This window comes from Microbacterium trichothecenolyticum (assembly GCF_000956465.1).
Taxonomy (GTDB): domain Bacteria; phylum Actinomycetota; class Actinomycetes; order Actinomycetales; family Microbacteriaceae; genus Microbacterium; species Microbacterium trichothecenolyticum.
Genome location: NZ_JYJA01000034.1, coordinates 133,284 through 156,519 on the forward strand (window position 1 = coordinate 133,284; position 23,236 = coordinate 156,519).

The window sequence follows — 23,236 nt, forward strand, 5'->3', positions numbered from 1 at the left end:
GGGCCCCGGCATCCGTGACGGTGAACACTTTGCTCACCGCATGAGCACATTGCGCTAAGTCTGCCCGTGCGGGTGAGCTCGATTTGCCATTCGTCGCGATTTCACTGACCATATCGCCATGGCATCGATGACGCTGCACCCTGACAGCCTTGCCGTGCACGCCGGTCGCGACGATCTCGCGAGCCTGGGCGTGCACGCTCTCCCCCTCGACCTCTCGTCCACCAATCCGCTGCCCGGCATCGAACTCGGAGGCATGTCGTACGAGGTCCTCGCGACCGGCGGCCACCCGTCCGAAGGCGGGTCGAACGTCTACGCGCGACTGTGGAACCCGACGGTCGCGCGATTCGAGGAGGCTCTCGCACGTCTCGAGCACGCCGAGGAGGCGGTGGCGTTCTCGTCGGGTATGGCCGCAGTGACCGCCGTGCTGCTGGCCCTCACGCACGAGTCCGAGAAGCGCCACGTCGTGGCCGTGCGTCCACTGTACGGCGGCACGGACCACCTGCTGGCGTCGGGTCTGCTCGGCGTCGAGACCACCTTCTGCTCCCCCGACGGTGTCACCGACGCAGTACGCGACGACACCGCGCTCGTCGTGCTCGAGAGCCCGGCCAACCCGACGCTCGAGCTCGTCGACATCCGCCGGGTGACGGCGGCGGCCGGCGTGGTCCCGGTGCTCGTCGACAACACCTTCGCGACACCCGTTCTGCAGCACCCGCTCGACCTCGGCGCGTCCCTCTCGCTGCACAGTGCGACGAAGTACCTCGGCGGCCACGGCGACGTCGTGGGCGGCGTCGTCGCGTGCGACGCGCGACTCGCGGCGGCGCTGCGGCGCACCCGCGCCATCACCGGCGCGATCATGCATCCGCTCGCGGCGTACCTGCTGCACCGCGGCCTGGCGACCCTCCCGGTGCGCATGCGCGCCCAGCAGGAGGGCGCGCGGGTCGTCGCGGAGTGGCTGCTCTCACGCCCCGAAGTCGCGCGTGTGCATTTCCCCGGGTTCTCCGACAGCGACCCCCGAGGCCTCATCGGCACTCAGCAGTCGGGTCCGGGCGCGATGATCGCGATCGAACTCGCCGACGGTTTCGACGCCGCGGCGACGCTGACGGCATCCGTCCAGCTCTTCACGCACGCCGTGTCGCTCGGCAGTGTCGACTCGCTCATCCAGCATCCTGCGGCGCTCACCCACCGGCCCGTCGCCGCCGAGGCGAAGCCCTCGGACGCGCTCGTGCGCCTCTCGATCGGCCTGGAGGATCCGGCCGACCTCATCGCTGACCTCGATCAGGCCCTCACCGCGGCGGCGGGCGTGCGGGAACGGATGGGGACCGCGCTGGGCTGACCCCGACGAAGCGGGCGGCGCGCCTTACGCGGTGCGGGCGGCGCGACGCACCGCGAGTTCGTCCATCGGGTCGGGCTTCTCGAACTCGAACTCGAGGAGCTCCGACTCGACCTCGCGCAGCACCTTGCCGACCGCGATGCCGAAGACGCCCTGGCCGCGGCTGACGAGATCGATGACCTCGTCGTTGGACGTGCACAGATAGACCGATGCCCCGTCGCTCATGAGCGTCGTGCCTGCCAGGTCGCGGATGCCGGCAGCACGGAGCTGGTCGACGGCAGTGCGGATCTGCTGCAGCGAGATGCCGGTGTCCAGAAGGCGCTTGACCAGCTTCAGCACGAGGATGTCGCGGAAGCCGTACAGCCGCTGCGAGCCGGACCCGCTGGCACCGCGCACCGTCGGCTGGACGAGTTCGGTGCGGGCCCAGTAGTCGAGCTGGCGGTAGGTGATTCCGGCCGCCTTCGCCGCGGCCGCGCCGCGATACCCGACCTCGTCATCCATCGCGGGAAGACCGTCCGTGAAGAGGAGTTCTGCACTGAACGGCTCGCCTGGAGCAACGTCTCCGGTCATGCTCGTTCCCCCCTCCGGATCGAATAGTTCCACGCTAGATCAGCCGCCCCCTCGCGGCAACGACATCCGTCGTTCGGGGGTCGGCGTGTCGCGCACTTCGCGCGTTTCGAGCCGCGATCTCGCTCGACGACCGGTCGGAGAGGTGCGACCTGCCGCACCTCAGGACAGCATGCGGTCGAGCGCCGCCCGCACGAAGATGGCCCGCACGTCGTCGAGGCGCCGGGTCAGTTCGGGCGCCAGCTCGCCGGCGCGGCCGCGGGACGAGGCATCCGTGCGGCGCAGCAGGGGTGCGAGAGCCGACTCGACGAGCGCGACATCGCGTTCTGCGCTCTGCCGGAGGGCTCGGACGTGGCGCGGCTCGATGCCGTGCCGGTCCAGCGCGACCAGTGCGCGCAGCAGGGTCACCGACTGCTCGGTGTACGACTCGGCGCCCGCGAGGATGCCGGTGCTGATGGCGTCGTTGAGCAGCTGCGGCGCGGCGCCGGCGGCCGACAGCAGCTCCTCACGGCGGTAGCGGCGCGGCGCCGGCACGATCGACGGCGGCGGCACGGCGGTCGGTGTCGCGGGATCGCGGCCGGCGTCGACGTCTTCGAGGTAATCGCGGATGACCGACAGCGGCAGGTAGTGGTCGCGCTGCAGGGTGAGCGCGAGGCGCAGGCGCTCGAGGTCGTCCTGCGAGAACTTGCGGTAGCCCGACTCGGTGCGCAGCGGGGTGACGATCCCCTGGACCTCGAGGAAGCGCAGCTTGCTGGAGGTCAGTGACGGGAACTCGGGCGACAGACGCGCGAGGACCTGACCGATGCTGAGAAGACCCGCGGACGACGCCCTGTCACGGGCGGAAGCCGCGGGCATCAGGCCTCCGTCGCCCTGGCGAGGTCAGCCGGTGAGACGAAGAAGTTGAGGCGGAACTTGCCGATGCGAACCTCGGCACCGTTGGTGAGCACGGCCCTGTCGACCCGCTCGCCGTTCACGTAGGTGCCGTTCAGCGAACGCTGATCGACGAGCTCGAAGGCGGTGCCGGTGCGGCTGATCTCCGCGTGGCGGCGCGAGACGGTGACGTCGTCGAAGAAGATGTCGGCCTCGGGATGCCGCCCCACGGACGTGACGTCGGCATCGAGCAGGTAGCGGGCGCCGGCGGTGGGCCCCGAGCGGACCAGCAGCAGAGCGGCACCGGACGGGAGGGCGTCGATCGCGTCGAGCTCGGCCTCGCCGAGCTCGCTGCCGAAGGGCACGAACGACAGGTCGGAGTCGTGGCCGAACGTCTGCGTCGTGTCGGCGGCGCGGTCGGAATCGTGCGCGTCGGACCCTGCGGCCCGGCGGATGTCGCCCTGATCGGGTCGGCGGTCGTGCTCCACGGTTTCCTCCTTCGTCCGGCCAGCCTATCCGATCGTCCCCGGCTCGGAAGAGGACGTCGGCCGTTGCCGCAATGTTTCGCCGCGTGTCACCCGACGTGCGAGCCGCAGGGCGGCCCTTCTACCCTGGCAGCACCGGCAAAGATCCGTTAACCAGAAGGAGACCACCGTGTCGAGCCCGCACAGCCACGTCCCGCCCCTCGAGGTGCGTGAGGCTGCGGCGTGCATGTGCGACCACGGTGACACCTGCTCGTCCTACGCCCCCGGTCACGCGCTGCACCTGATCCAGGCGCGCCTCGCTTCGGCGACGCCGTCGGACTGGGCGGACGCGATCGTCGAGGCCTCCGATGAGCGCTCCGGCTTCGTGATCGTTCGCACGCTCGCCGACTGGACCCCGGTCGCTCTCTGGAACGGCACGGGCGCTGCCGCGGCCGCGACGCCCGGCACGCCGGTCGCGCTCCACGAGCGCTACCACGTGCTCGCCGTCGGCGGCGCGCGGTTCAACGTCCTCCGCGGCTGAGTCGCACGGCCCGCACCGCGGCCGAAGAGGAAGCGACGAGCCTCAGCTCATCGCCATCATCATGTCCTTCATGGCCATGCAGGCGTCCATGCACGCCTTGCACGCCTGAGCGCACATCTTGCAGACCTCGCTGTGGTCCGCGTGCTCCATGCACTCGTCCATCGTCAGCTGGCACATCGCCATGCAGGCGTCGAGCATCGACATCATGGTCGCCGGGTTCATGCCCTGCATCCGCATCATGGCGCGCATCATCGTGTTGCACATGTCGGCGCAGTTCATGCACGCGGGGGCGCACGACATCATCTGCGTGGAGCACACCGTGCATGCCTGCTCGCAGGCCGAGCAGGCATCCATACAGGCCTGCATGACCGACATGTCCATGGCCTGCATGCCGGGCATCGACATCATGTCCTTCGACATGGCGCCCATCATCATCTGATCCATCTGCCGCATCCTTCCGCGTGTGGGGACGACGGGCAGGGGGCCCGCCATTGGCCAGGCTAGACCTCGCGGGGTCCGCAGCAAAGAGCCGGATAGGCTCGATCGGGTGATGTCACAAACTCTTCACAAGCCGCTTCCAGCCCGGGTCTGGGCATTCCTCGCCGCACTGCTCCTCGCCTTCGGCGTCGTCCTCGCGACAGCATCTCCCGCCCTGGCGCATGACGAGCTTCTGGGCAGCGACCCGGCGGCCGACAGCACGCTCGACGCGCTCCCCGCGCAGCTGACGCTCACCTTCAGCGCCGAGATCGCCGACGATGACGGCGCCTCGGTCGTGGAGGTGACGGATTCCTCGGGCTCGTCGCTCGTCGATGGCGCACCGACCGTGCAGGACAACGTGCTGACGCAGCCGCTCGCGGGCGAGGCATCCGGTGCCGTCAGGGTGCTGTGGAAGGTCGTCTCGAGCGACGGGCACCCCATCTCGGGCGAGTTCTCCTTCACCGTCACGGGCGCGCCGACGCCCACCGAGACGGCGAGCCCGACGCCGACCGCGACCACGGCGCCGACCGAGTCCGCCGAGCCCACGCCGACGGTCACGAGCGAGCCCGTGGCGGACGAGGGATCGAGCGCCCTCCCGTGGATCATCGCGGGCGTGCTGGCGCTCGCGCTGATCGCCGCGGTCGTCTACCTGCTCGTCTCGCGCTCCCGCCGCGAGAAGGCCCTCGCGAGCGGCGGCGCCGGTCCTGCCGGCGGTGCCTCGCAGCCCGACTCCGCGCCCCCCGCCGACCGATAGGCTTGAGACCATGCCTCATTACGACGTCGCCATCCTCGGCGCGGGGCCCGGCGGCTACGTCGCAGCCGTCCGCGCTTCGCAGCTCGGCCTCAAGGTCGCCATCATCGAAGAGAAGTACTGGGGCGGTGTGTGCCTCAACGTCGGCTGCATCCCCTCGAAGGCTCTGCTCAAGAACGCCGACCTCGCGCACCAGTTCCACCACAAGGCCGACCTGTTCGGCATCTCGGGCGACGTGCACTTCGACTTCGGAGTCGCGTGGGACCGCAGCCGCAAGGTGGCTGACACCCACGTCAAGGGCATCCACTACCTGATGAAGAAGAACAAGGTCGACGAGTACGAGGGTCGGGGCTCGTTCACGGGCCCGAACGCGATCCGCGTGACCAAGGCCGACGGCTCCACCGAGGACGTCTCGTTCGACAACGCCATCATCTCGACCGGCTCGAAGGTGCGCCTGCTTCCGGGCGTGCAGATCGGCGGCAACGTCGTGACGTACGAGGAGCAGATCCTCGCCCGCGACCTGCCGCAGTCGATCGTCATCGTCGGCGCCGGCGCCATCGGCATGGAGTTCGCCTTCGTGATGGTGAACTACGGCGTCAAGGTCACGATCATCGAGTTCCTCGATCGTGCCCTTCCGAACGAGGACGCGGACGTCTCGAAGGAGATCGCGCGCCAGTACAAGAACTACGGCGTCGACATCCTCACCTCGACCAAGGTCGAGACCGTCACCGACCAGGGTGACAAGGTCACCGTGACCTACACCGCCAAGGACGGCACCCAGGGCTCGATCGACGCCGACAAGGTCATGATGTCGATCGGCTTCGCCGCCAACGTCGAGGGCTTCGGTCTCGAGAACACCGGCGTGAAGCTCACCGACCGCGGCGCGATCGACATCGACGACCACATGCGCACCAACGTGCCGCACATCTACGCGATCGGCGACGTCACCGCGAAGCTGCAGCTCGCGCACGTGGCCGAGGCGCAGGGCGTCGTCGCCGCCGAGACCATCGGCAAGGCCGAGACCATGACGCTCGGCGACTACCGCATGATGCCGCGCGCGACGTTCTGCTCGCCGCAGGTGGCCTCGTTCGGCCTCACCGAGCAGCAGGCCCGCGACGCCGGCTACGACGTCAAGGTCGCGAAGTTCCCGTTCTCGGCGAACGGCAAGGCGAACGGCCTGGGCGAGCCCATCGGCTTCGTCAAGCTCATCGCCGACGGCGAGCACCTCGAGCTCCTCGGCGGCCACCTCATCGGCCCGGACGTCTCGGAGCTCCTGCCCGAGCTCACCCTCGCGCAGAAGTGGGACCTCACCGCTCTCGAGGCGGCGCGCAACGTCCACACGCACCCGACGCTGTCGGAGGCCGTGCAGGAGGCCTTCCACGGCCTCGCCGGCCACATGATCAACCTCTGATCAGCTGACGCGGAACGCCCCGGACCATCTGGAAGGTCCGGGGCGTTCTCGTGTTCAGGCGCCGAGGGTGCGGGCGAGTTTGGAATCGGATGCCGCGACCCGGCCGCCTGCGGCATGCACCGCGGCTTCGGCAGCCGAGAGCAGCGCAGCCCGCTCGTCCGCAGCCTCGGGTGCGGCCGGTCCGAGCTCGAACTCCCACTCGCGCCAGGACCGGTCAGCGCCGGAGCGCTCGTCGGTGGCTGTCACGTGGTCGTCGACGAACTCCGCCACGAGGCCGCCGTGCTCGTCCTCGAGCGCGTAGGCGGTGCGGCTGTTGCGGATGCGCGCGATCGGCGCGAAGTCCGACGCGCTCGCGATCTTCGAGACCGCGTCGGCGACAGCATCCGGGATCTCATCCACCGGGCCGATCGGCCAGTGCAGCTCGACCCGACCGCCGTCGGCGCCCCGCGGGCCCTTGATGTGCCAGCCCTCGTCGGGCCCGCCGGTGCGGTGGCGCACCGCGTAGCCGGCATGCGCGAGCGCGAGGTCGTCGCTGTCGAGGTAGGTGGCGTCGAGCTGCCGCGACTCGGGAGCGGCGACGATCGCCACGCCGGGAAGCGCCGACCAGTCGGGCAGCGGCGTCGACTCGTCGACGTCGAACTTCAGCTCGATCTCGACGCTGTGCGACGCTCCGGCCGCGTCGGGAGTGCGGTCAGTCGTCACGACCGTCGGGGTTGGGGTCGATGTCTTCGGTCGCCTCGACGTACACGAAGCGGGTCTCGGTGGGCCCGTCCTGGTCGCCCGTGTGGGTCTCGTCGCCTTCGCGGCGGTAGACCAGCTGCCCCTCGCCGTAGGGGACGATGTACGAGTCGGAGACGGTCGGGTCGAGCGGAATGATCTGTCCGTCGAGGGGTCCGCCGTGCAGTCGTGCGATTGCCATAGCGCCAGCGTAGACCCAACGACTTCCGTGCAAGCGCTTCCAGCTTTTGCCTCTAGAATCGCGAGCGTGAAGGCCATCCGAACGTTCACCGTCCGTCCCGTCCTCGCCGAATCCCTCGCACCGCTCGACCGCCTCGCCTCGAACTGGCGCTGGTCGTGGAGTCGCGCGACGCACGCGCTGTTCGCCTCGATGGATCCCGCCCTGTGGGGCGAGATCGGCGCGAACCCGGCACGGATGCTCGGTGCCCTGGGCCAGGAGCGCCTCGACGAGCTCGCCCGCGACGACGAGTTCGTCGCCCGCGTGCGCGAGGAGGACGAGCGCCTCACCGCCTACCTCGACGGCGACCGCTGGTTCCAGCAGCTCGAGGGCGACAAGCCCGTGCACATCGCGTACTTCTCCCCCGAGTTCGGCGTCGACGGCTCGCTGCCGCAGTACTCCGGTGGCCTCGGCATCCTCGCCGGCGACCACCTCAAGAGCGCGTCCGACCTGGGCGTTCCGCTCACCGGCGTCGGCCTCTTCTACCGTGCCGGTTACTTCCGCCAGTCGATCGGCGACGACGGCTGGCAGCGCGAGAGCTACCCGCTGCTCGACCCGTACGGCCTCGGTCTGACGCTCCTCCGCAACCGCGAGGGTGCCCCCGTCGAGATCGCACTCGACCTGCCGGGCGACCGCCGCCTGCACGCCCGCGTCTGGGTGGCCGACATCGGCCGCATCCCGCTGCTGCTGCTCGACTCCGAGACGCCGTCGAACACCGACGAGATGCGCCGCGTCACCGACCGCCTCTACGGCGGCGGTGGCGAGCACCGCCTGCTGCAGGAGCTGCTCCTCGGCGTCGGCGGCGTGCGTGCGGTGCGCGCGTGGTCGGAGCTGAACGGCCGCCCCACCCCGGACGTCTACCACACCAACGAAGGCCACGCCGGGTTCCAGGGACTCGAGCGCATGTCGGAGCTCATCACGAACAACGGCCTCAGCTTCGACGAAGCCCTCGCGCAGGTGCGCGCGGGCACGGTCTTCACCACCCACACACCGGTGCCCGCGGGCATCGACCGCTTCCCCCGAGACCTCATCGCCGACTTCCTCTCGAGCGGCCTGTTCCAGGGCCTCGACGCCGGCCGCGCGATCTCGCTCGGCCTCGAGACATGGGAAGGGGGCGACCAGGGCGTCTTCAACATGGCCGTCCTCGGCCTGCACCTCGGCCAGCACGCCAACGGCGTCTCAGTGCTGCACGGCGAGGTCAGCCGCGGCATGTTCGGCATGCTGTGGCCGGGCGTCGACACCGACGAGGTGCCGATCACCTCGATCACCAACGGCGTGCACGCTCCGACCTGGGTGCACCCGGCCCTCAAGGCCGTGAGCGAGCGCGCGTGGGGCGACGCGCACACCGACACGCACGACTGGACCGACCGCGCCGTCGTGACGGACGCCGAGCTGTGGGGCGTGCGCCAGCAGATGAAGGGCGAGCTCGTGGCGGAGGCGCGGCGGCGGGTCGCAGCATCCGTGTCCAACGGCCACACCCCTTCCTGGGTGGAGGACCTGCTCGATCCGGAGGTGCTCACCATCGGTTTCGCGCGCCGCGTGCCGACGTACAAGCGCCTGACGCTCCTGCTGCGCGACCCCGAGCGCCTCACCCGCCTGCTCACCGACCCCGAGCGCCCGGTTCAGATCGTGATCGGCGGCAAGTCGCACCCGGCCGACGACTCGGGCAAGATCCTGATCCAGCAGCTCGTGCGCTTCAGCCGCGACCCGAAGGTGCGCGGGCGCATCGTGTTCCTGCCCGACTACGACATCACGCTCGCGAAGGACCTCTACCCCGGCTGCGACGTGTGGCTCAACAACCCGCTGCGCCCGCTCGAGGCATGCGGCACGAGCGGCATGAAGGCCGCGCTCAACGGCGCGCTGAACCTCTCGATCCTCGACGGGTGGTGGGACGAGTGGTACGACGGCGAGAACGGCTGGGCGATCCCCACGGCCGACACCGCGTCGAACGACGAGGAGCGCGACGACGCCGAGGCAGCCGCCCTCTACGACCTCATCGAGCACCAGCTCGTGCCGCGCTTCTACGAGCGCGAGGGCGGAATACCGCTGCGCTGGCTCGAGATGGTGCGCCACACCATGACCGAGCTCGGCAGGAAGGCCACGAGCGACCGCATGGTGCGCGACTACGTCCAGCGCCTGTACGTGCCGGCGGCGGCGCACGACGTCGCGCTTCGCGCGAACGAGTTCTTCGAGGCGCGCACGGTGGCCGCTTTTGTCAGCCGCGTCCGCGAGGCGTGGGGGCGCGTGTCGATCGCGAGCGTCGACAGCTCGGGCATCCCAGCGCAGGCGCAGGCCGGCGACACCCTCGAGGTGCGCGCCGACGTCCGCCTCGACGGCCTCTCGCCCGACGACGTCGCAGTCGAGCTGCTGTACGGCGCCACGAACGAGGACGACGCGCTGGCGCGCGACCACTCGGTGTACCGCCTCTCCCCCGGCGCGTCCGCGGCGGACGGCGCGACCGTGTTCAGCGGCACCCTTCCGCTCGGCGTGACCGGCACCTTCGGCTACACCGTCCGCGTGCGCCCCGCTCACCCGCAGCTCGTGTCGCCGGTGGAGCTCGGCCTCGTCACCTACGCCTCGTAGGGCTTCGCGCATGCCTCGGCCCGGCGCACTGCGCCGGGTCGAGGCATTCGTCGTTCCTGGTGTGGTGGCGCGCACAGAATCGGAGGCCCTGCGCGACTCGCCGGCGCCGGGCGCCGGTAGTCGGCGTGTCGCCGAAAGTCTCCGATTCTGTGTTCCGGACCGACTCCCCGCACCCCGCACCCCGCACACAGAATCGGAGGTCCTGGCCGACACGCCAGGGAACGGGTGCTGCCACCCGGCGTGTCGGCGACAACATCCGACTCTGTGCACACTCAGGCGAGGTGCAGCCCGCGGTCGACGAGGCCGAGGATGGCGAGTTCGACGGTATCCCAGTCGTGGACGACCAGGGCGTAGTCGAAGCGGAGGGTGACGAAGCCCCAGGCCGCTGCGTTCGCATCGCGCACGAGGTCCTTATGTCTGTGCGACTCGCTGTCATGGTTGGGCGCGCCGTCGACCTCGACGATCAGGCGCTCGCCGATCACGAAGTCCACCCGGCCGACCGAGGTGATCGACTGCTGTGTCCGCACCCGGAGCCCGCGACGCCGAAGCCGCCACCGCAGCAACGACTCGAGCCCGCTGTCGGCATCGCGGCGGGCGAACCCGATCGCGTCGCGCGCACGGGAGTTCGTGTGCTGCCGGAGCCACTCGAGGTCGGCCTGCGAGAGCGTGCGCTGCCGGAGCGCGGACTCCAGCGCCACAAAGAACGACTCGAGCCCTTGGCACCTCAGAATCTGGCGCAGGACCACTCGAACCGACGGCACTCCGAACGCGCTGCGCTTCGCGTCGTCGGCGTCGCTCCAGTGCACCACGCAGGAGCAGTCCGCGTGCGAATACGCACGCCCGTTGGGGCGGAGTCCGACGTGCAGGTGCTTGCGATGCTCAGCGACCCAGAGCCCGAGGTGCACGGCCGCGCTCACGCACGTGATCCAGCCGCCATGGGCGGCCGCAGCCTTGATCTCCGGGCAGACGCCGCGTCGCTCGTACACTCCTCGCCGAGGCGACGTGAGCGAGCCGTCGTCAAGCCCTTCGGCGATCTTCGACCTCGACAGTCCGGACGCCCTCAATTCTCGAAACGTCGCCACGGTCGGCGGCGAGGCGGTGCACATCCCGCCAGACTCGCGGTTGCAGCATCCGTCTTCTGTGCACCCGCTCGGAACTGTGAGCGCCGCACTGGTGTGAGCCGTTGGGGAGGAGGCTCCCAGCCGTGCACAGAATCGGAGGTTTCGCGCGACACGCCGGACACGGATGCTGCAACCCGGCGTGTCACCGAGAACATCCGACGCTGTGCTGCCCGGCCCCGGTTGCCAGCCGTGCACAGAATCGGAGGTTTCGCGCGACACGCCGGCCACGGATGCTGCGACCCCGCGTGCCGCGCACATCCTCCGATTCTGTGCGCCTGCGCTGCACATTAAATCGTTCCAATCTGCGTGCGCGGGTAGTTGACCCCCTCGGGGCGGCTGACTAGGGTCGTGCGGGAAAACGTATTCCTACGTTTACCCACATGGGCCCGTCCCCACGCGGGCCGCACCTCGGGAGAGCGATTCGACGATGAATCTCCGCAGCACCTCTGTCCGCGCGCTCGTGGCCGGCTCGGCCGCGTGCGCACTCACGCTCGGACTGGCGCAACCCGCGCTGGCCCAGCAGGCCCCACCCGCCGGCGCACAGCTCGAAGCCCTCGACCGCGGCCTCGTCGCCGTCTCGACGGGCGAGGGTGTATTCCTCAGCTGGCGCCTGCTCGGGACCGAGGCCGGTCCCGCGACCGAGACCGGCGTGAGCGGCCCGTCGTTCGCGGTGTTCCGCGACGGCGAGCGCATCGCCACGGTCGAAGACAGCACGAACTACGCCGACGAGGGCGGGTCCGCAGCATCCGTCTACACGGTCGCTCCCGCATGGAACGACGTGACCGGCGAGCAGTCCGCGCCCGTGTCGGTGTGGGGCGACGGGTTCTACGACCTGCCGCTGCAGAAGCCGGCCGATGGCGTCACCCCCGCCGGCGAGGCGTTCACGTACTCGGCGAACGACGCGTCTGTGGCCGACGTCGACGGCGACGGCGCGTACGAGTTCGTCGTGAAGTGGGATCCCTCGAACTCGAAGGACGTGTCGCAGAAGGGCTATACGGGCACCGTCTACGTCGACACGTACGAGCTGGACGGCACACTGCTGAACCGCATCGACCTGGGTGTGAACATTCGCGCCGGAGCCCACTACACCCAGTTCATGGTCTACGACTTCGACGGCGACGGCCGCGCCGAGACGATGCTGAAGACGGCACCCGGGACTAAGTCCATCCGCTACAACGCCGACGGCTCGGTCGCTTCGGAGTCGTTCGTCACGATGCTCGCCGACGACATCGCCGCGGGCTACTCGCACGACGACGACTACCGCATGAGCGCCGCCGACTACCGCCAGCACCTCATCGAGGTGTTCGAGGGCTGGTCGGAGCACCCCGAGGTCGTGGCGGGCCACTGGCCGGCGACCCTCGAGGAGGCGTTCGGCATCCCGGTGACGCACGAGTACCCGCTGTCGACCGCGTCGGCGACCGAGCTCGTCGACTACTTCATCAGCACCTACGCACCGGGCCGCAGCGCGCGCAACGACCTCACCACGTTCGAGGGATTCATCGTCGACGGCCCGGAGTACCTGACGGTCTTCGACTCGGCCACCGGCGAGGAGCTCGAGACCGTGCGCTACGAGCCCGGCCGCGACGACGACGGCCTGCTGTGGGGCGACTACGCGATGGCCCGTATCGAGCCGGGCAACCGCGTCGACCGCTTCCTCGCCGGAGTCGCGTACCTCGACGGCACGCACCCCTCCGCGGTCTTCGCCCGCGGCTACTACACGCGCACGACCATCCACGCGTACGACTGGGACGGCCAGCACCTGACCACGCGGTGGGCGGTCGACAGCGGGCATGTCCCGATGACGAACCCGTTCAACGACGGCCCCCATGGCCGCGACGGCACCGATCCGGTGTACGGCTCGATCACGACGCAGGGCTTCCACTCGCTGAGCGCCGCGGACGTCGACGGCGACGGCAAGCACGAGATCGTCTACGGCTCCGCCACGATCGACGACGATGGCGGGCTGCTGTACAGCTCGTTCGATGTGCTCCCCACCGGCAGCGCGGCGCCCGGAGAGAACGTGCGGCTCGGCCACGGCGACGCGATGCACGTCACCGACATCGACCCGAACCGTCCCGGTCTCGAGATCTGGACGGCGCACGAGGGCGCCACCTTCGCCCCCTACGGCTCCGCGATGCGCGATGCCGCGACCGGAGAGGTGCTCTTCGGCGCGTACTCGGGCCGCGACACGGGCCGCAGCATGATCGGCGACGTGCGCGCCGATGTGCCGGGACTCGAGGTGTGGGCGAGCATGCCCAACGGCACCGAGGGCTCGGGCCTGCTGAGTGCGGCGAACGCGCCGCTCGCGGCATCCACTCCCGGCACCAATCAGTCGATCCGCTGGGCGGGCGACATGACGACGCAGCTCGTCGACGGCGCCCTCGAGGTCACGCCGACCATCAAGGACTGGACGCGCGGCACCGTGCTCACCGCCACCGGCACCCGCACGAACAACGGCACCAAGGGCAACCCGTCGCTCGTGGCCGACGTGTTCGGCGACTGGCGCGAGGAGCTGCTCGTGCGCACCGTCGACTCGAGTGCGCTGCGCATCTACACGAGCACCGAGGTGACGACGCACAAGCTGCCGACGCTCATGCACGACGTGCAGTACCGCGCTGAGGTGGCCCGCCAGAACACCACCTACAACCAGCCGTCGTACACGAGCTACTACTTCGCCAGCGACATGGACTTCGCGAACGTGCCCGTACTCACGACCGCGGCGACGCCCGGCGCGCCGAAGTTCACCGACCCGAAGGGTTCGAACTCCGACCACGTCGTCGTCACGCCTGACAAGTCGTTCGACTACTACGTCAACGGCGCGAAGGCCGAGAAGCCGCTGGTCAAGGTGCCCGCCGGCTCGAAGGTGCAGGTCACTGCGGTCCCCAAGGCCGGCTTCGCCCTGGCCTCGGGTGCGGTCTCGACCTGGACGCACCAGTTCACCAAGTGAGGATGACGGATGCCCCGGCCCGGCGCACTGCGCGCCGGGCCGGGGCATCCGTGTTCCCGCCGTAGGCTGGTGCGGTGAAGCCGTTCGTCCTCCTCGCGACCCGTGCCGAGGACGTGCCGGCCGACGAGGAGTACGCGCTCTTCCTGCGATACACGGGCCTCTCGCCAGACGAGCTCATCCGGGTGCGGCTCGAGGCCGAGGCGATGCCGCGGTTCGAGCTCGATGCGCTGTCGGGCATCTTCGTGGGCGGTGGGCCGTTCAACGCATCCGACCCGCTCGAGAAGAAGTCGCCGACGCAGCGCCGGGTCGAGCAGGAGTTCGGCATCCTCCTCGACGAGGTCGTCGCGCGCGACTTCCCGTTCCTCGGCGCCTGCTACGGCGTCGGCACGCTCGGCGCGCACCAGGGCGCGGTGATCGATCGCACCTACTCCGAGCCGATCAGCGTCGTGCCCGTGACGATGACCGGGGCCGGGGCATCCGATCCCCTGCTCGCGGGGATCCCTGCGACCTTCGGCGCCTTCGTCGGACACAAGGAGGCGATCACTCAGCTGCCCGCGTCGGCGACGCTGCTGGCGTCGTCGCCGACGTGCCCGGTGCAGATGTTCCGCGTGGGCGAGAACGTGTACGCGACGCAGTTCCACCCCGAGCTCGACGTCGAGGGCATCACCACGCGCATCCACGCGTACGCCGACTACGGCTACTTCGCCGCCGACGAGCTCGAGCTCACGCTCGCGGCCGTGCGCCGCGCGGACGTCTCGCACCCCAGCCGCATGCTGCGCACCTTCGTCGAGCGCTACGCCCGCTGAGCCTCTTCGCACAGCGGTGGTGCGGTGGTACGCTCCCCGCACCGGCTGCCTCCGCCTGGGGAGATCGAGGTGCGTCATGGGCTCGAAGAAGCTGCTCATCACGGGTGCCGTGATCGCCGTCGTCGCAGCGGCCGCGATCATCGTGCCGAGCGTCGCGTCGGGCGTTCCGCTCGCTCGGGTGCTGCCCGCAACGAGCATCGTCGCGCCGGATGACTCACCGGGCGCGCCCGGCAACGGGAAGGCGTGGGGTCACCACAAGGACGACCCCGCGTTCCCGGGCGACGACGGCAACGCCTGGGGGCATCACAAGGATTCGCCTGACTTCCCGGGGAACAAGGGCGACGGGGACGACCAGCAAGACGGCCCGGGCAACGGGAAGGGCAGGGCCTGGGGCCACCACAAGGATGACCCCGGCTTCCCCGGCAACAGCGGCGAGGACGAGCCGAGCGACGAGTAGTCGGGGCGCGCACGATGCGCTCAGTCGGTCGGCACCGTCACGATTCGCCAGACGGATGCCTCGCCCACCGGCTCGACCGATTCCAGTGCAGGGCCGAGACCGATGTCGACAAGGACGATGTCGCCGGCGAGTTCGGGGCCGCGACCGGTGACGAGTCCCACCTTCACCGCGCCGAACGTGACGGTGACGGATGCTGCGAGCACGGCGTCGTCGGAGACGCCGGTGTCGGGGTGCAGACCGCTGGGGATGTCGACGGCGATGACCCGCGGCATCCGTCCCCCTCGCCGGAGGTCGTCGCGGATCGCCGTGACCGCACCGCGGGCTCTGCCGCGCAGGGCCGGATCGCTCGCGGCGCCGATCCCGAGGATGCCATCGACCACGAGGGCGTAGTGGCGCACGGCGTCGTCGACCTCGGGGAGGTCGACGCGGCGGACTCCGGCGGCGACCGCGGTGGCGAGGGCGGTGACGTGGAACCGCTCCGAGACGAGGAGCGCGTCGACATCGGCGATGCGGGAGAGGTGCGCGGCGGCGTAGAGGGCGTCGCCGCCGTTGTCGCCGGAGCCCACGAGCACCAGCACGCGTGGTCGCAGCGCCACCGGAGTCTCCCGGATCACGGGTTCGAGCACGCCGGTCAACGTGACGACGGTCTCGGGCATCGCGAGTTCGGCGCGCACGACGTCGGCGAGAGCCGCGGCGGCGCGGTGCATGAGCGGGACTCCGCGGTCCAGCAGGGGGCGTTCCGCCGCACGCACCTGGTCGGCGGTGAAGGTGGGAACGCGCTCGCTCATGTCGCCTGGCGTTCTCGCGCGGCGAGCTTCTCGCGCTCGACGTCGGCGCGCGCGTGCTCGAGCTCTTCGGTGGTCACGCGCACAGCATCCTCCGCTTGACGCACACGTCGCAAGGCGAACGTCGGGGATCCGAACCGCTCGCGGACGCGGTCGACGCGCTGACGTTCAGTCACGATGATCCAGGTCGACGCGAGGAGTATGACCTGCGCCGAGAGGTTCAGCCACAGCAGCAGCGCGATGAGCGAGGCGAACGAGGCGAGCAGCGGGTTCGACCCCGCACCGGCGACGAAGAGGGACGAGAGCTGCTGCAGCACCGTGAGCCCTACAGCGCCGATGAGCGCGCCCGACCACAGCGAGCCGGGGCGGGCTTTGATCCCGCTGAGCGACACGAACGCGACGGCGACGATCGCCACGTCGAGGAGGAACACGACGACGATCGAGACGGAGCGGGTGGCGAAGTCGGCGACTCCGGTGTGACCGATGCCGAGCCAGTCGAGCACCGCGCCGACGAACGAGGTGCCGATGAACGTCGCGCCGGCGGACAGCACGAAGCCGCCGCCGATGGCGATGGCGAGGAGGAGGTTGCGCAGGATCACCCAGATCCAGAAGACGTCGTCGTGCACCTTGTCGGCGAGCGTGCGCAGGGCGACGCGCAGCGAGCCGATGGCGCCGATCGCCGCGCCCACAAGGCCGACGAGCGCGATGATGCCGGTGATGGTGAGGCCTGCCGGTGCTTCGATCGTGGAGACGTCGATGATGCCGTCGTCTCCGGTTCCGAGCAGGCCGGGGATCGCAGCATCCACCGCATCGATCAACGATTGCCACGCCGCAGGGTTGTCGGCGAGCCATACGGAGGCGAACGAGAAGCCGAGCAGCACTCCCGCGAACACCGAGAACAGCGACCGGTACGTGATGCTGTCGGAGAGCATGGGACCGCGGCGTTCGAGGTAGTGGAACCAGACGCGCACGGGTCGGAGGGAGAGTGCCCAGGCCGTCAGCTTCGCGATCAGGTCCGCCATGGCACGACCCTATCGAGCACGCACGGACGAGCAGCCCAGGGTTGACGTGCGCCACATAGTATGTCCCTGGGATAGGGGTGTTGCAGTGAGAGGTCTCGCACAGACGCTGGTGCTCACAGGAGCGGTCAGAGCCGCCGACATGTCGGCCGCCCTCGCCCAGGTGGGCGAAGGTCCGGAGCTGCAGCGACTGCTGGTGAGCTCGAAGCTGGTCACCGAGAGCCAGGTCGCCGAGGCGATCGCTCTTCACACCGGCCACCGGTACGTCGACCTCGCCGAGATGCCGCTCGACCCGAACGTGGTCGCCCTCGTCCCCGGCACCCTGTGCCGCAAGTACGGTCTCATCCCCGTGGACCGACGCGGCGAACGTCTGACCGTGGGCGTGCTCGACCCGACCGACATCGTCGCGCTCGATGACGTCGCCTCGATCACGGATCTCTTCGTCGAGCCTGTCGTCGTCGCCGAAGACGCGCTGCTGAACATGTTCGAGCGGTTCCTGCGCTCGGACGAAGAGCTCAGTGAGCTGTCGATGACGATCGAGGAGTCGAGCGAGTCCAACCAGGCCGCGTTCACCGAGAGCCTGGAGGAGCAGGACGACACCGCCCCCACCGTGCGATTCGTGAACCTGCTGATCGCGCAGGCGATCAACGACCGCGCGAGCGACATCCACGTCGAGCCCGGCGAGAAGCAGCTGACCGTGCGGTTCCGCATCGACGGCGTGCTGCACGAGATGCAGAAGGCCGACCGCGCCATCCGGGCAGGAGGTCCTGTACCTGGCATGGCAGGGCCTCTCGCAGCAGATCAGGCCGCATCGCCTGGGTCGTGTATTCGCGCACCAGGATGCGCCGGCTGGCGACGCCGAGCACGGCATCCTTGCTCCTGAACTTCGCTCCGGTCCACAGCTGCCGGAGCGCGACCGCGGAAGGCGCCCGGGTCGAGCACCTCCGAGTCGCGCGCTGCCTCGGGCGGCAGCGGCACTTCGCCGTACGCGACGAGCTGGGGTGTGCGACCGAGCGAGATCTCCGCTGCGCGGACGCTCTCTTCGGTCACCTCCAGCCCGACAATCGTCTTCCCCATGATTTCCCCTTCCCCAAAGACCGTCGGCGTCACGCGCCGACGAAAAGATCCACGTACCACTTGCCGACGGCTTCGCCGGCGAAAACACCTGTCCAGGCTCCGAGGAGCATCCAGGGTCCGAACGGAATGGCGGTCTTGCGACCGGCTCGGCGCAACAGCAGGAGCGCGATACCGAACACTCCCCCGTACAAGAAGGCCGCGAACGCCCCCACAGCGAGCGCGCCCCAGCCGAGCCAGCCGAGGTAGATGCCGATCACCCCGGCGAGCTTGACGTCTCCCCCGCCCATGCCGCCGGGCCGTGCGGCGCGCAGCAGGAAGTAGAAGAGGTACAGCACCACCATGCCGACACCGGCGCCGAGCAGCAGTCCCCACTCGCCTGTCAGCCAGGCGGCGACGGTGAACAGGATGCCGGACACGAGATAGCCCGGCAGAACGATGCTGTTCGGGAGACGGTGGGTGTCGAGGTCGATGAGCGTGAGGACGATCGAGATCGCCGCGAAGTACAGGTAGGCGACGATGACAAGACCAAGCGCCCAGAGGTCGGCGGGACGGACGATGCCGTCCACAGCCGGCAGGAGCAGGTACTCCGGCAGGTTCATGCCGAGAAGACCTTCGTAGGCCACAAGGCACCACCACGTCACGGCGGCGAACGCGATGCCTGTAACCGCCTCGACGATCGGGCAACGCGCCGAGATCGGCGCGTTGCAGTTCGCGCATTTGCCTCGGAGGGCGATCCAGCCGAGCACCGGGACGTTGCGCCACGGCTCTATCGGTGCGTCGCAATGCGGGCAACGGCTCTCCCGCATCAGCGAGACCTTCGCCGGCACGCGGTAGGCGACAACATTGAGGAACGACCCGACAAGGAGTCCGAGGATCCCCGCGATGACGACGAGGAAGATGGTGAGGGATGTCATGCGCTAACGCTCCGTCTGGTAGACGAGTTCGGTGTTGTCGAGATCGATCCACTTCGTCGCGGCCTTCAGCCAGGTGAGCGTGGGGTCGAAGACCGGGTCGGACGGGCTGTTCGGCGTACGCGTGCCGGGCGCGCGGTCCACGTCGTCCCGACCGTGATGCTGTTGCGGCTGGTGAGCGATCCGGTGACCGATGCCTGCGTGCTCCCCTTCGCCGAGATCGACCCGTCGATCAGAGCCCCGCCGTTCGATGAGATCGAGGCGTAACCGTTGGTCGTGATGTCGCCGTAAACCTTCGGTGCCTGGCTATTGCTCGTGACGTTGCCGTTCGACCAGATGTCGCCGTTGATCACGCAGTTGTTCGAGAGGGATGTCGTACCCTCCAGCACGTAGAGATCACCCGTCAACGTTCCGTCGATGTTGCACGCCCAGTTGCCGTCGCGCAGAACGAGGTCGCCCGTGTAGTGCGCGACTCCGGCGGTGAAGCCCCCGGAGAAGTAAGTAACGACGCCACCGGGCTGCTGCGAGTAGGTGACCTGCCAGGGATACACCGAGTCGATCGTCACTGTTGAGCCGCCAGTACCGGTGCCGGTGGACTTGATCACGACGTAGTCAGTGGACGACGTGGGGCAGCCGGCAGTCAGGCCATTCGACGACGTCGGACGATCTCCTGTGTTGTCCGGGTACGGGTAGATCGTCGTATCGTAAGTCGGGTCGGTTCCCGTGAAATGCGTGGCGGAGCAAGAAGCCATCGTCGCCATCGCGACGTCGCGTCCGGATTCTGCGGCGATGAACGCCTGTGTCTGACCCTTGTTCGTTGCGTTCGCGCGGATCGTGAAGAGGACCGATGCAGCGATGAGACTCGCGATGACGAAACCGACAAGCATCACGATGGCGATGGTCACGAGGACTGCGCCGTCGTCGTTGCTTCTCGCACGACGGAGAGACTGATTGATCACCAACATGGCAAGCTCACTCCTGTTGCTGTCGACCGCGCCGCGGCCTCTCCCGAAAACCGCACCGGTGCGGAATCGGTCTCGATGTCGAATGTATAGGTGACGACGTCGCCGTTCTCGACGAAGAACGGCGTCGATGCGTACTGTGCAATGCCGTTCTCCCACCTTGCCCAGTCCGACGCCAGCGCGGGCAGAGCCCCGGATGAGGTAGTAAAGCGAGCGTCGCCGTCCTTTAATAGAGAAGCTTGGCAGGCAAGATTTCCGCCCAAAGATGTGCGTACGCGCAATTCTGTGCCCGTTGCATCGTCCACATCGAAGTCGAGCGCGTTTCCGCAGTCCGGATTCTCTCGAATCCCTTCGATCACGGAGTTGAGTTCCCGCGTCGCCGTCGCGGTCGCCGCCTGCTGGGAGGAGTACTGAATCCCCTGCCACAGCGCTGGAAGGATGGCGACCGCGATGATCGCAAGCAAGATCATCCCAATGATGATCTCGATCATCCCGAGGCCTTCGTCGGACGCAGTCGGTCGCCTCATCAGCGCACCTCCCCAAGTGTCAAAGTCTCCACGACAACCGGGCCACGAGGGCCGGGGCTGTGGCCCGGCCCTAGCGCGGTCGCTACGTCGCGGCTACGGCGCCGCTGTCACGGACTGCGAAGCAGCGGTGCACGCGGGGCCTGCAGAAACCTTCTTGTTGAACCCGGTTGCCGTAACGCAAACGGCGTCCACGGTTGCCGGAACCGAGGCCTCGCTGAGAACGATCTCAGTCGTCGAGCCCTTGGTGATTGCCGAAGCTGCAGTCGAATTCGCGTCGCTGTCCGCAATAGCGGCAGCAACGGCGGTGGCGCCGCTGGCGGCGGCCGCCTTCAACGCGTTGTCCTGCGCGGTCGACTGGATGTTGCCGAAGATCGGAATCGCGATTGCGACAAGAATGCCGAGAATCACAACGACGATGATGAGCTCGATGAGGGAGAAGCCTTCTTCGCCCTCTTCTTCGCGACGACGGTTCGCCGACTCAATGTAGTTCTTGATAGTTGCACGCATGGCGCGTCTCTCCCCAGTGTGAGTTGAAAGGTCAGCTCTAACCGACCGGAGCGCGCCAATGCGCCCGGTCTCAAACACCCCAGTAACATTTCCCAGACTCTGTTAGAGCTGGGTTTGAGACACACGCGCAAAGCGTGAATCCCCTCCCGCCATAGACGGGCTCATTCCCCCAAGCGGGTGTCAACGAAAGCGCGCGCAGTGTTCGCCTAAGAAAGCCTCAGCCAGACCGCGCGAATACCTTGCGTTGCGGGCCTTTGCCCACCATTCCCCTGGTCGCCCTGCTCACAGCGGGTCGCGGGCATCCGTTGTTCGATTGACGGTGAGGCGGTCCCGATGACGGGGTCGCGGCGAACAGCGCGGCGGTCGATCAGACAGTTCGGAGGCCCCAGCCCCAACCGGCTTCCGCGGCAGGGGTGGGATCTACGACCCAGCGACGACCCTGACCGCGCTCGTACGACGGCGCCGGCAGATCGAATACGTGCTGCCCTCACGACCCGCAGCAACGTACAGAGCATCGGTCCCTCGCATCGCGATGAGGTCCCGGACGGCACCCGTTCCCGTCTTCGCTGGAAATGCACGTACGAGTTGGCCGAGACGTTGGCCGAGCGGGCGATAGCCGAGGTCGACGCACAGCTCGCGCGCGACAGGACGGCTCGAGTGAGGCGGCGGGCGAACTCGACCCGCGCAGCGTGCTGGCATTGTCAGTCTTTCGGGTTCGAAGCTGGCTGGATTTTCTGATCGAATGTCGGAGGGGCGTCATACGCTACAAACGTGAAGATATATTCGAACAGGATCGATGGAGACGCGAGGATCGACGGCGATCCCGAGCTCTTCCTCGACCCGTCGGATCTCCTCGAGCCGGGTGAGATCCCGCCGCCCCTCGAACTCGCCGAGCTCGAAACGACGGGCGCCGCGCACGAGGCCGCGATCACCGAGCTCGAGGGCATCGGCGTGCGAGCGCGACTCCTCATCGCCGACGAGTACGCCGGCATCGCGAATGTGCTGAGGGATGCTGCGGCCTCCCCAGACCCGTGGGTCGGCCCCGATCCGACACAAGACCACGCATGGCTCGATCCGCAGGGGCGATCGACGGCGGTCGTCCGCGCAGAGCGTCGGAACATCGCCGTGCGCGCCGCGGCGCTGGAGCTCGCGGTGCGCCTCGGGATATCGGAGAGCATGGTCCGCACCCGCGCTGCGCACGCCGACACACTGCGCGAGCGGTGCCCCCAGATCTGGGAGGCGTTCCGTGCCGGCCGCGTGAACGAGCGGAACGCTTCGTCAGCAGCACAGCAGGCCGCCACCCTTCCTGCCCGCTCCACCGACGCCTGGGCGAAGTTCGACGAACAGCTCGCGGGGTCGGCGCAGACGCTCGCGCCAGGAAAGTTCCGTACTCGCGCCAGGGTCGTCCGTGACCGCGTGCACCCTGAGCACATCGATGAGCGACACAAGCGCGCGAAGGACGAGCGCAACACGTGGTTCCAGCCCGAGCCCGACGGGATGGCTTCCTTCACCGTGTTCACGACCGCCGACAAGGTGATGCTCGTGCAGCGGTACGCAGAGGCGCACGCGCGGCACCTGCGGGCGCAGGACGGCGAGGAACGCACACTCGCCCAGCTTCGCGCTGACGTGGTGCTCGACCTCATCACCCGAGGCATGTCGATCCGCACCGAGACGAGCGCCTGGCGTGCGCGTGCGTCTGTCGCGATCACCGTGCCGGTCATGACACTCCTCGGACACGACGACGAGCCCGCCACGCTCGACGGCTACGGCCCGATCGACACCGACACCGCGCGGCGGCTCGCTGGTGGGGCATCCAGCTGGGTCCGCATCCTCACCCACCCCGTCACCGGCACGGTTCTGGACGTCGATCGCACTGCGTATCGCGTACCGAAGGCGTTGCAACGGTGGCTCGGGGTTCGCGACCAGGTGTGCACCGGACCCGGATGCCTGCGATCCGCCCGAGATTGCGACATCGACCACCGCCTCGATTGGCAGTACGGCGGGAAGACCGCTGACACGAACCTCAGTCCGTTATGCGAGCGACATCACGTGATCAAGACCAAGAGCAAATGGGTGCTCTACCGCGACGAGGCCACCGGCGCGAAATGGTGGGTCTCACCGACCGCGTTGAAGGTGCCGGTCGATCCGCCACCCTTCTGAGTAACGGC

23 protein-coding genes are annotated in these 23,236 nt (G+C 68.7%); 10 read left to right on the top strand and 13 right to left on the bottom strand.

Going from position 1 to position 23,236, the window contains the following annotated elements:
* Positions 1-118 precede the first annotated feature (118 nt).
* Entirely contained in the window at positions 119-1,333 is a 1,215-nt protein-coding gene (locus RS82_RS10225) for a trans-sulfuration enzyme family protein (protein WP_045299004.1), read from the top strand.
* Positions 1,334-1,357: 24 nt separating this feature from the next.
* Here RS82_RS10225 and RS82_RS10230 read toward each other — a convergent pair whose 3' ends face one another.
* The 3 genes from RS82_RS10230 to RS82_RS10240 form a co-directional block, all read right to left on the bottom strand.
* A complete protein-coding gene (locus RS82_RS10230) occupies positions 1,358-1,900 on the bottom strand; it encodes a MerR family transcriptional regulator (protein ID WP_045299006.1) in 543 nt (180 codons plus the stop codon).
* A gap of 159 nt (positions 1,901-2,059) precedes the next feature.
* A complete protein-coding gene (ftsR, locus tag RS82_RS10235; RefSeq protein ID WP_045299008.1) occupies positions 2,060-2,752 on the bottom strand; it encodes a transcriptional regulator FtsR in 693 nt (230 codons plus the stop codon).
* Complete coding sequence (locus tag RS82_RS10240; protein WP_045299011.1) at positions 2,752-3,255, bottom strand: FHA domain-containing protein; 504 nt, start codon at positions 3,253-3,255, stop codon at positions 2,752-2,754. Before RS82_RS10240 ends, ftsR begins: the two co-directional genes overlap by 1 nt.
* A gap of 166 nt (positions 3,256-3,421) precedes the next feature.
* Here RS82_RS10240 and RS82_RS10245 point away from each other — a divergent pair, with 166 nt between their 5' ends.
* Positions 3,422-3,772 (top strand): hypothetical protein, encoded by a 351-nt coding sequence (locus tag RS82_RS10245; RefSeq protein WP_045299014.1) that lies wholly within the window; start codon positions 3,422-3,424, stop codon positions 3,770-3,772.
* 42 nt (positions 3,773-3,814) lie between these two features.
* Here the strand turns inward: RS82_RS10245 and RS82_RS10250 are convergent, their stop codons facing one another.
* Entirely contained in the window at positions 3,815-4,216 is a 402-nt protein-coding gene (locus tag RS82_RS10250; RefSeq protein ID WP_045299016.1) for a four-helix bundle copper-binding protein, read from the bottom strand.
* 106 nt (positions 4,217-4,322) lie between these two features.
* Between RS82_RS10250 and RS82_RS10255 the strand changes: the two genes are divergently transcribed.
* The gene (locus tag RS82_RS10255) at positions 4,323-5,003 is read left to right on the top strand and encodes a copper resistance protein CopC (RefSeq protein WP_045299018.1); all 681 of its coding nucleotides are present in this window, start codon (positions 4,323-4,325) and stop codon (positions 5,001-5,003) included.
* Between the two features lie 10 nt (positions 5,004-5,013).
* A complete protein-coding gene (gene lpdA / locus RS82_RS10260) occupies positions 5,014-6,411 on the top strand; it encodes a dihydrolipoyl dehydrogenase (protein ID WP_045299020.1) in 1,398 nt (465 codons plus the stop codon).
* Positions 6,412-6,465: 54 nt separating this feature from the next.
* Here the strand turns inward: lpdA and RS82_RS10265 are convergent, their stop codons facing one another.
* The gene (locus tag RS82_RS10265; protein ID WP_045299022.1) at positions 6,466-7,113 is read right to left on the bottom strand and encodes a CYTH domain-containing protein; all 648 of its coding nucleotides are present in this window, start codon (positions 7,111-7,113) and stop codon (positions 6,466-6,468) included.
* Complete coding sequence (locus RS82_RS21350) at positions 7,103-7,330, bottom strand: hypothetical protein (protein ID WP_045299024.1); 228 nt, start codon at positions 7,328-7,330, stop codon at positions 7,103-7,105. The genes RS82_RS10265 and RS82_RS21350 overlap by 11 nt, the downstream gene beginning before the upstream one ends.
* Before the next feature lie 66 nt (positions 7,331-7,396).
* Between RS82_RS21350 and glgP the strand changes: the two genes are divergently transcribed.
* The gene (gene glgP, locus RS82_RS10275; RefSeq protein WP_045299026.1) at positions 7,397-9,949 is read left to right on the top strand and encodes an alpha-glucan family phosphorylase; all 2,553 of its coding nucleotides are present in this window, start codon (positions 7,397-7,399) and stop codon (positions 9,947-9,949) included.
* Between the two features lie 272 nt (positions 9,950-10,221).
* On the opposite strand, the gene RS82_RS10280 is transcribed toward glgP, so the two are convergent.
* On the bottom strand, positions 10,222-10,935 hold the full coding sequence (locus RS82_RS10280; protein WP_245619576.1) for a DUF559 domain-containing protein: 714 nt from the start codon (positions 10,933-10,935) through the stop codon (positions 10,222-10,224).
* A 562-nt stretch (positions 10,936-11,497) separates the two neighbouring features.
* On the opposite strand from RS82_RS10280, the gene RS82_RS10285 reads away from it, so the two are divergent.
* The 3 genes from RS82_RS10285 (at position 11,498) to RS82_RS10295 (ending at position 15,280) form a co-directional block, all read left to right on the top strand.
* Positions 11,498-14,017, top strand: a complete 2,520-nt coding sequence (locus tag RS82_RS10285) for a rhamnogalacturonan lyase (protein ID WP_045299031.1) — start codon at positions 11,498-11,500, stop codon at positions 14,015-14,017.
* Positions 14,018-14,091: 74 nt separating this feature from the next.
* A complete protein-coding gene (locus RS82_RS10290) occupies positions 14,092-14,823 on the top strand; it encodes a glutamine amidotransferase (RefSeq protein WP_045299033.1) in 732 nt (243 codons plus the stop codon).
* A gap of 76 nt (positions 14,824-14,899) precedes the next feature.
* Positions 14,900-15,280, top strand: a complete 381-nt coding sequence (locus RS82_RS10295) for a hypothetical protein (protein ID WP_045299035.1) — start codon at positions 14,900-14,902, stop codon at positions 15,278-15,280.
* Positions 15,281-15,300: 20 nt separating this feature from the next.
* On the opposite strand, the gene RS82_RS10300 is transcribed toward RS82_RS10295, so the two are convergent.
* Together RS82_RS10300 and RS82_RS10305 are read right to left on the bottom strand one after the other, a co-directional pair.
* Positions 15,301-16,068 carry an NAD(P)H-hydrate epimerase gene (locus RS82_RS10300; RefSeq protein WP_045299037.1) on the bottom strand — a complete coding sequence of 256 codons (768 nt, stop codon included), beginning with the start codon at positions 16,066-16,068 and terminating at the stop codon, positions 15,301-15,303.
* The gene (locus tag RS82_RS10305) at positions 16,065-17,087 is read right to left on the bottom strand and encodes a YihY/virulence factor BrkB family protein (RefSeq protein ID WP_045299040.1); all 1,023 of its coding nucleotides are present in this window, start codon (positions 17,085-17,087) and stop codon (positions 16,065-16,067) included. The genes RS82_RS10300 and RS82_RS10305 overlap by 4 nt, the downstream gene beginning before the upstream one ends.
* A gap of 85 nt (positions 17,088-17,172) precedes the next feature.
* On the opposite strand from RS82_RS10305, the gene RS82_RS10310 reads away from it, so the two are divergent.
* Positions 17,173-17,967 carry a GspE/PulE family protein gene (locus RS82_RS10310; RefSeq protein ID WP_245619577.1) on the top strand — a complete coding sequence of 265 codons (795 nt, stop codon included), beginning with the start codon at positions 17,173-17,175 and terminating at the stop codon, positions 17,965-17,967.
* Positions 17,968-18,190: 223 nt separating this feature from the next.
* Here RS82_RS10310 and RS82_RS10315 read toward each other — a convergent pair whose 3' ends face one another.
* The 4 genes from RS82_RS10315 to RS82_RS20685 all read right to left on the bottom strand — a co-directional run bounded on the left by RS82_RS10315 (position 18,191) and on the right by RS82_RS20685 (position 21,068).
* A complete protein-coding gene (locus RS82_RS10315; RefSeq protein ID WP_045299042.1) occupies positions 18,191-19,075 on the bottom strand; it encodes a prepilin peptidase in 885 nt (294 codons plus the stop codon).
* A gap of 65 nt (positions 19,076-19,140) precedes the next feature.
* Positions 19,141-19,977 (bottom strand): hypothetical protein, encoded by an 837-nt coding sequence (locus tag RS82_RS10320; protein WP_157005509.1) that lies wholly within the window; start codon positions 19,975-19,977, stop codon positions 19,141-19,143.
* A gap of 50 nt (positions 19,978-20,027) precedes the next feature.
* Entirely contained in the window at positions 20,028-20,525 is a 498-nt protein-coding gene (locus tag RS82_RS10325; protein ID WP_045299046.1) for a type IV pilus modification PilV family protein, read from the bottom strand.
* Positions 20,526-20,654: 129 nt separating this feature from the next.
* Positions 20,655-21,068, bottom strand: a complete 414-nt coding sequence (locus RS82_RS20685; RefSeq protein WP_052676776.1) for a type II secretion system protein — start codon at positions 21,066-21,068, stop codon at positions 20,655-20,657.
* 771 nt (positions 21,069-21,839) lie between these two features.
* Here RS82_RS20685 and RS82_RS20690 point away from each other — a divergent pair.
* Positions 21,840-23,228, top strand: a complete 1,389-nt coding sequence (locus RS82_RS20690; protein ID WP_052676777.1) for an HNH endonuclease signature motif containing protein — start codon at positions 21,840-21,842, stop codon at positions 23,226-23,228.
* The last annotated feature ends 8 nt before the right edge of the window (positions 23,229-23,236 follow it).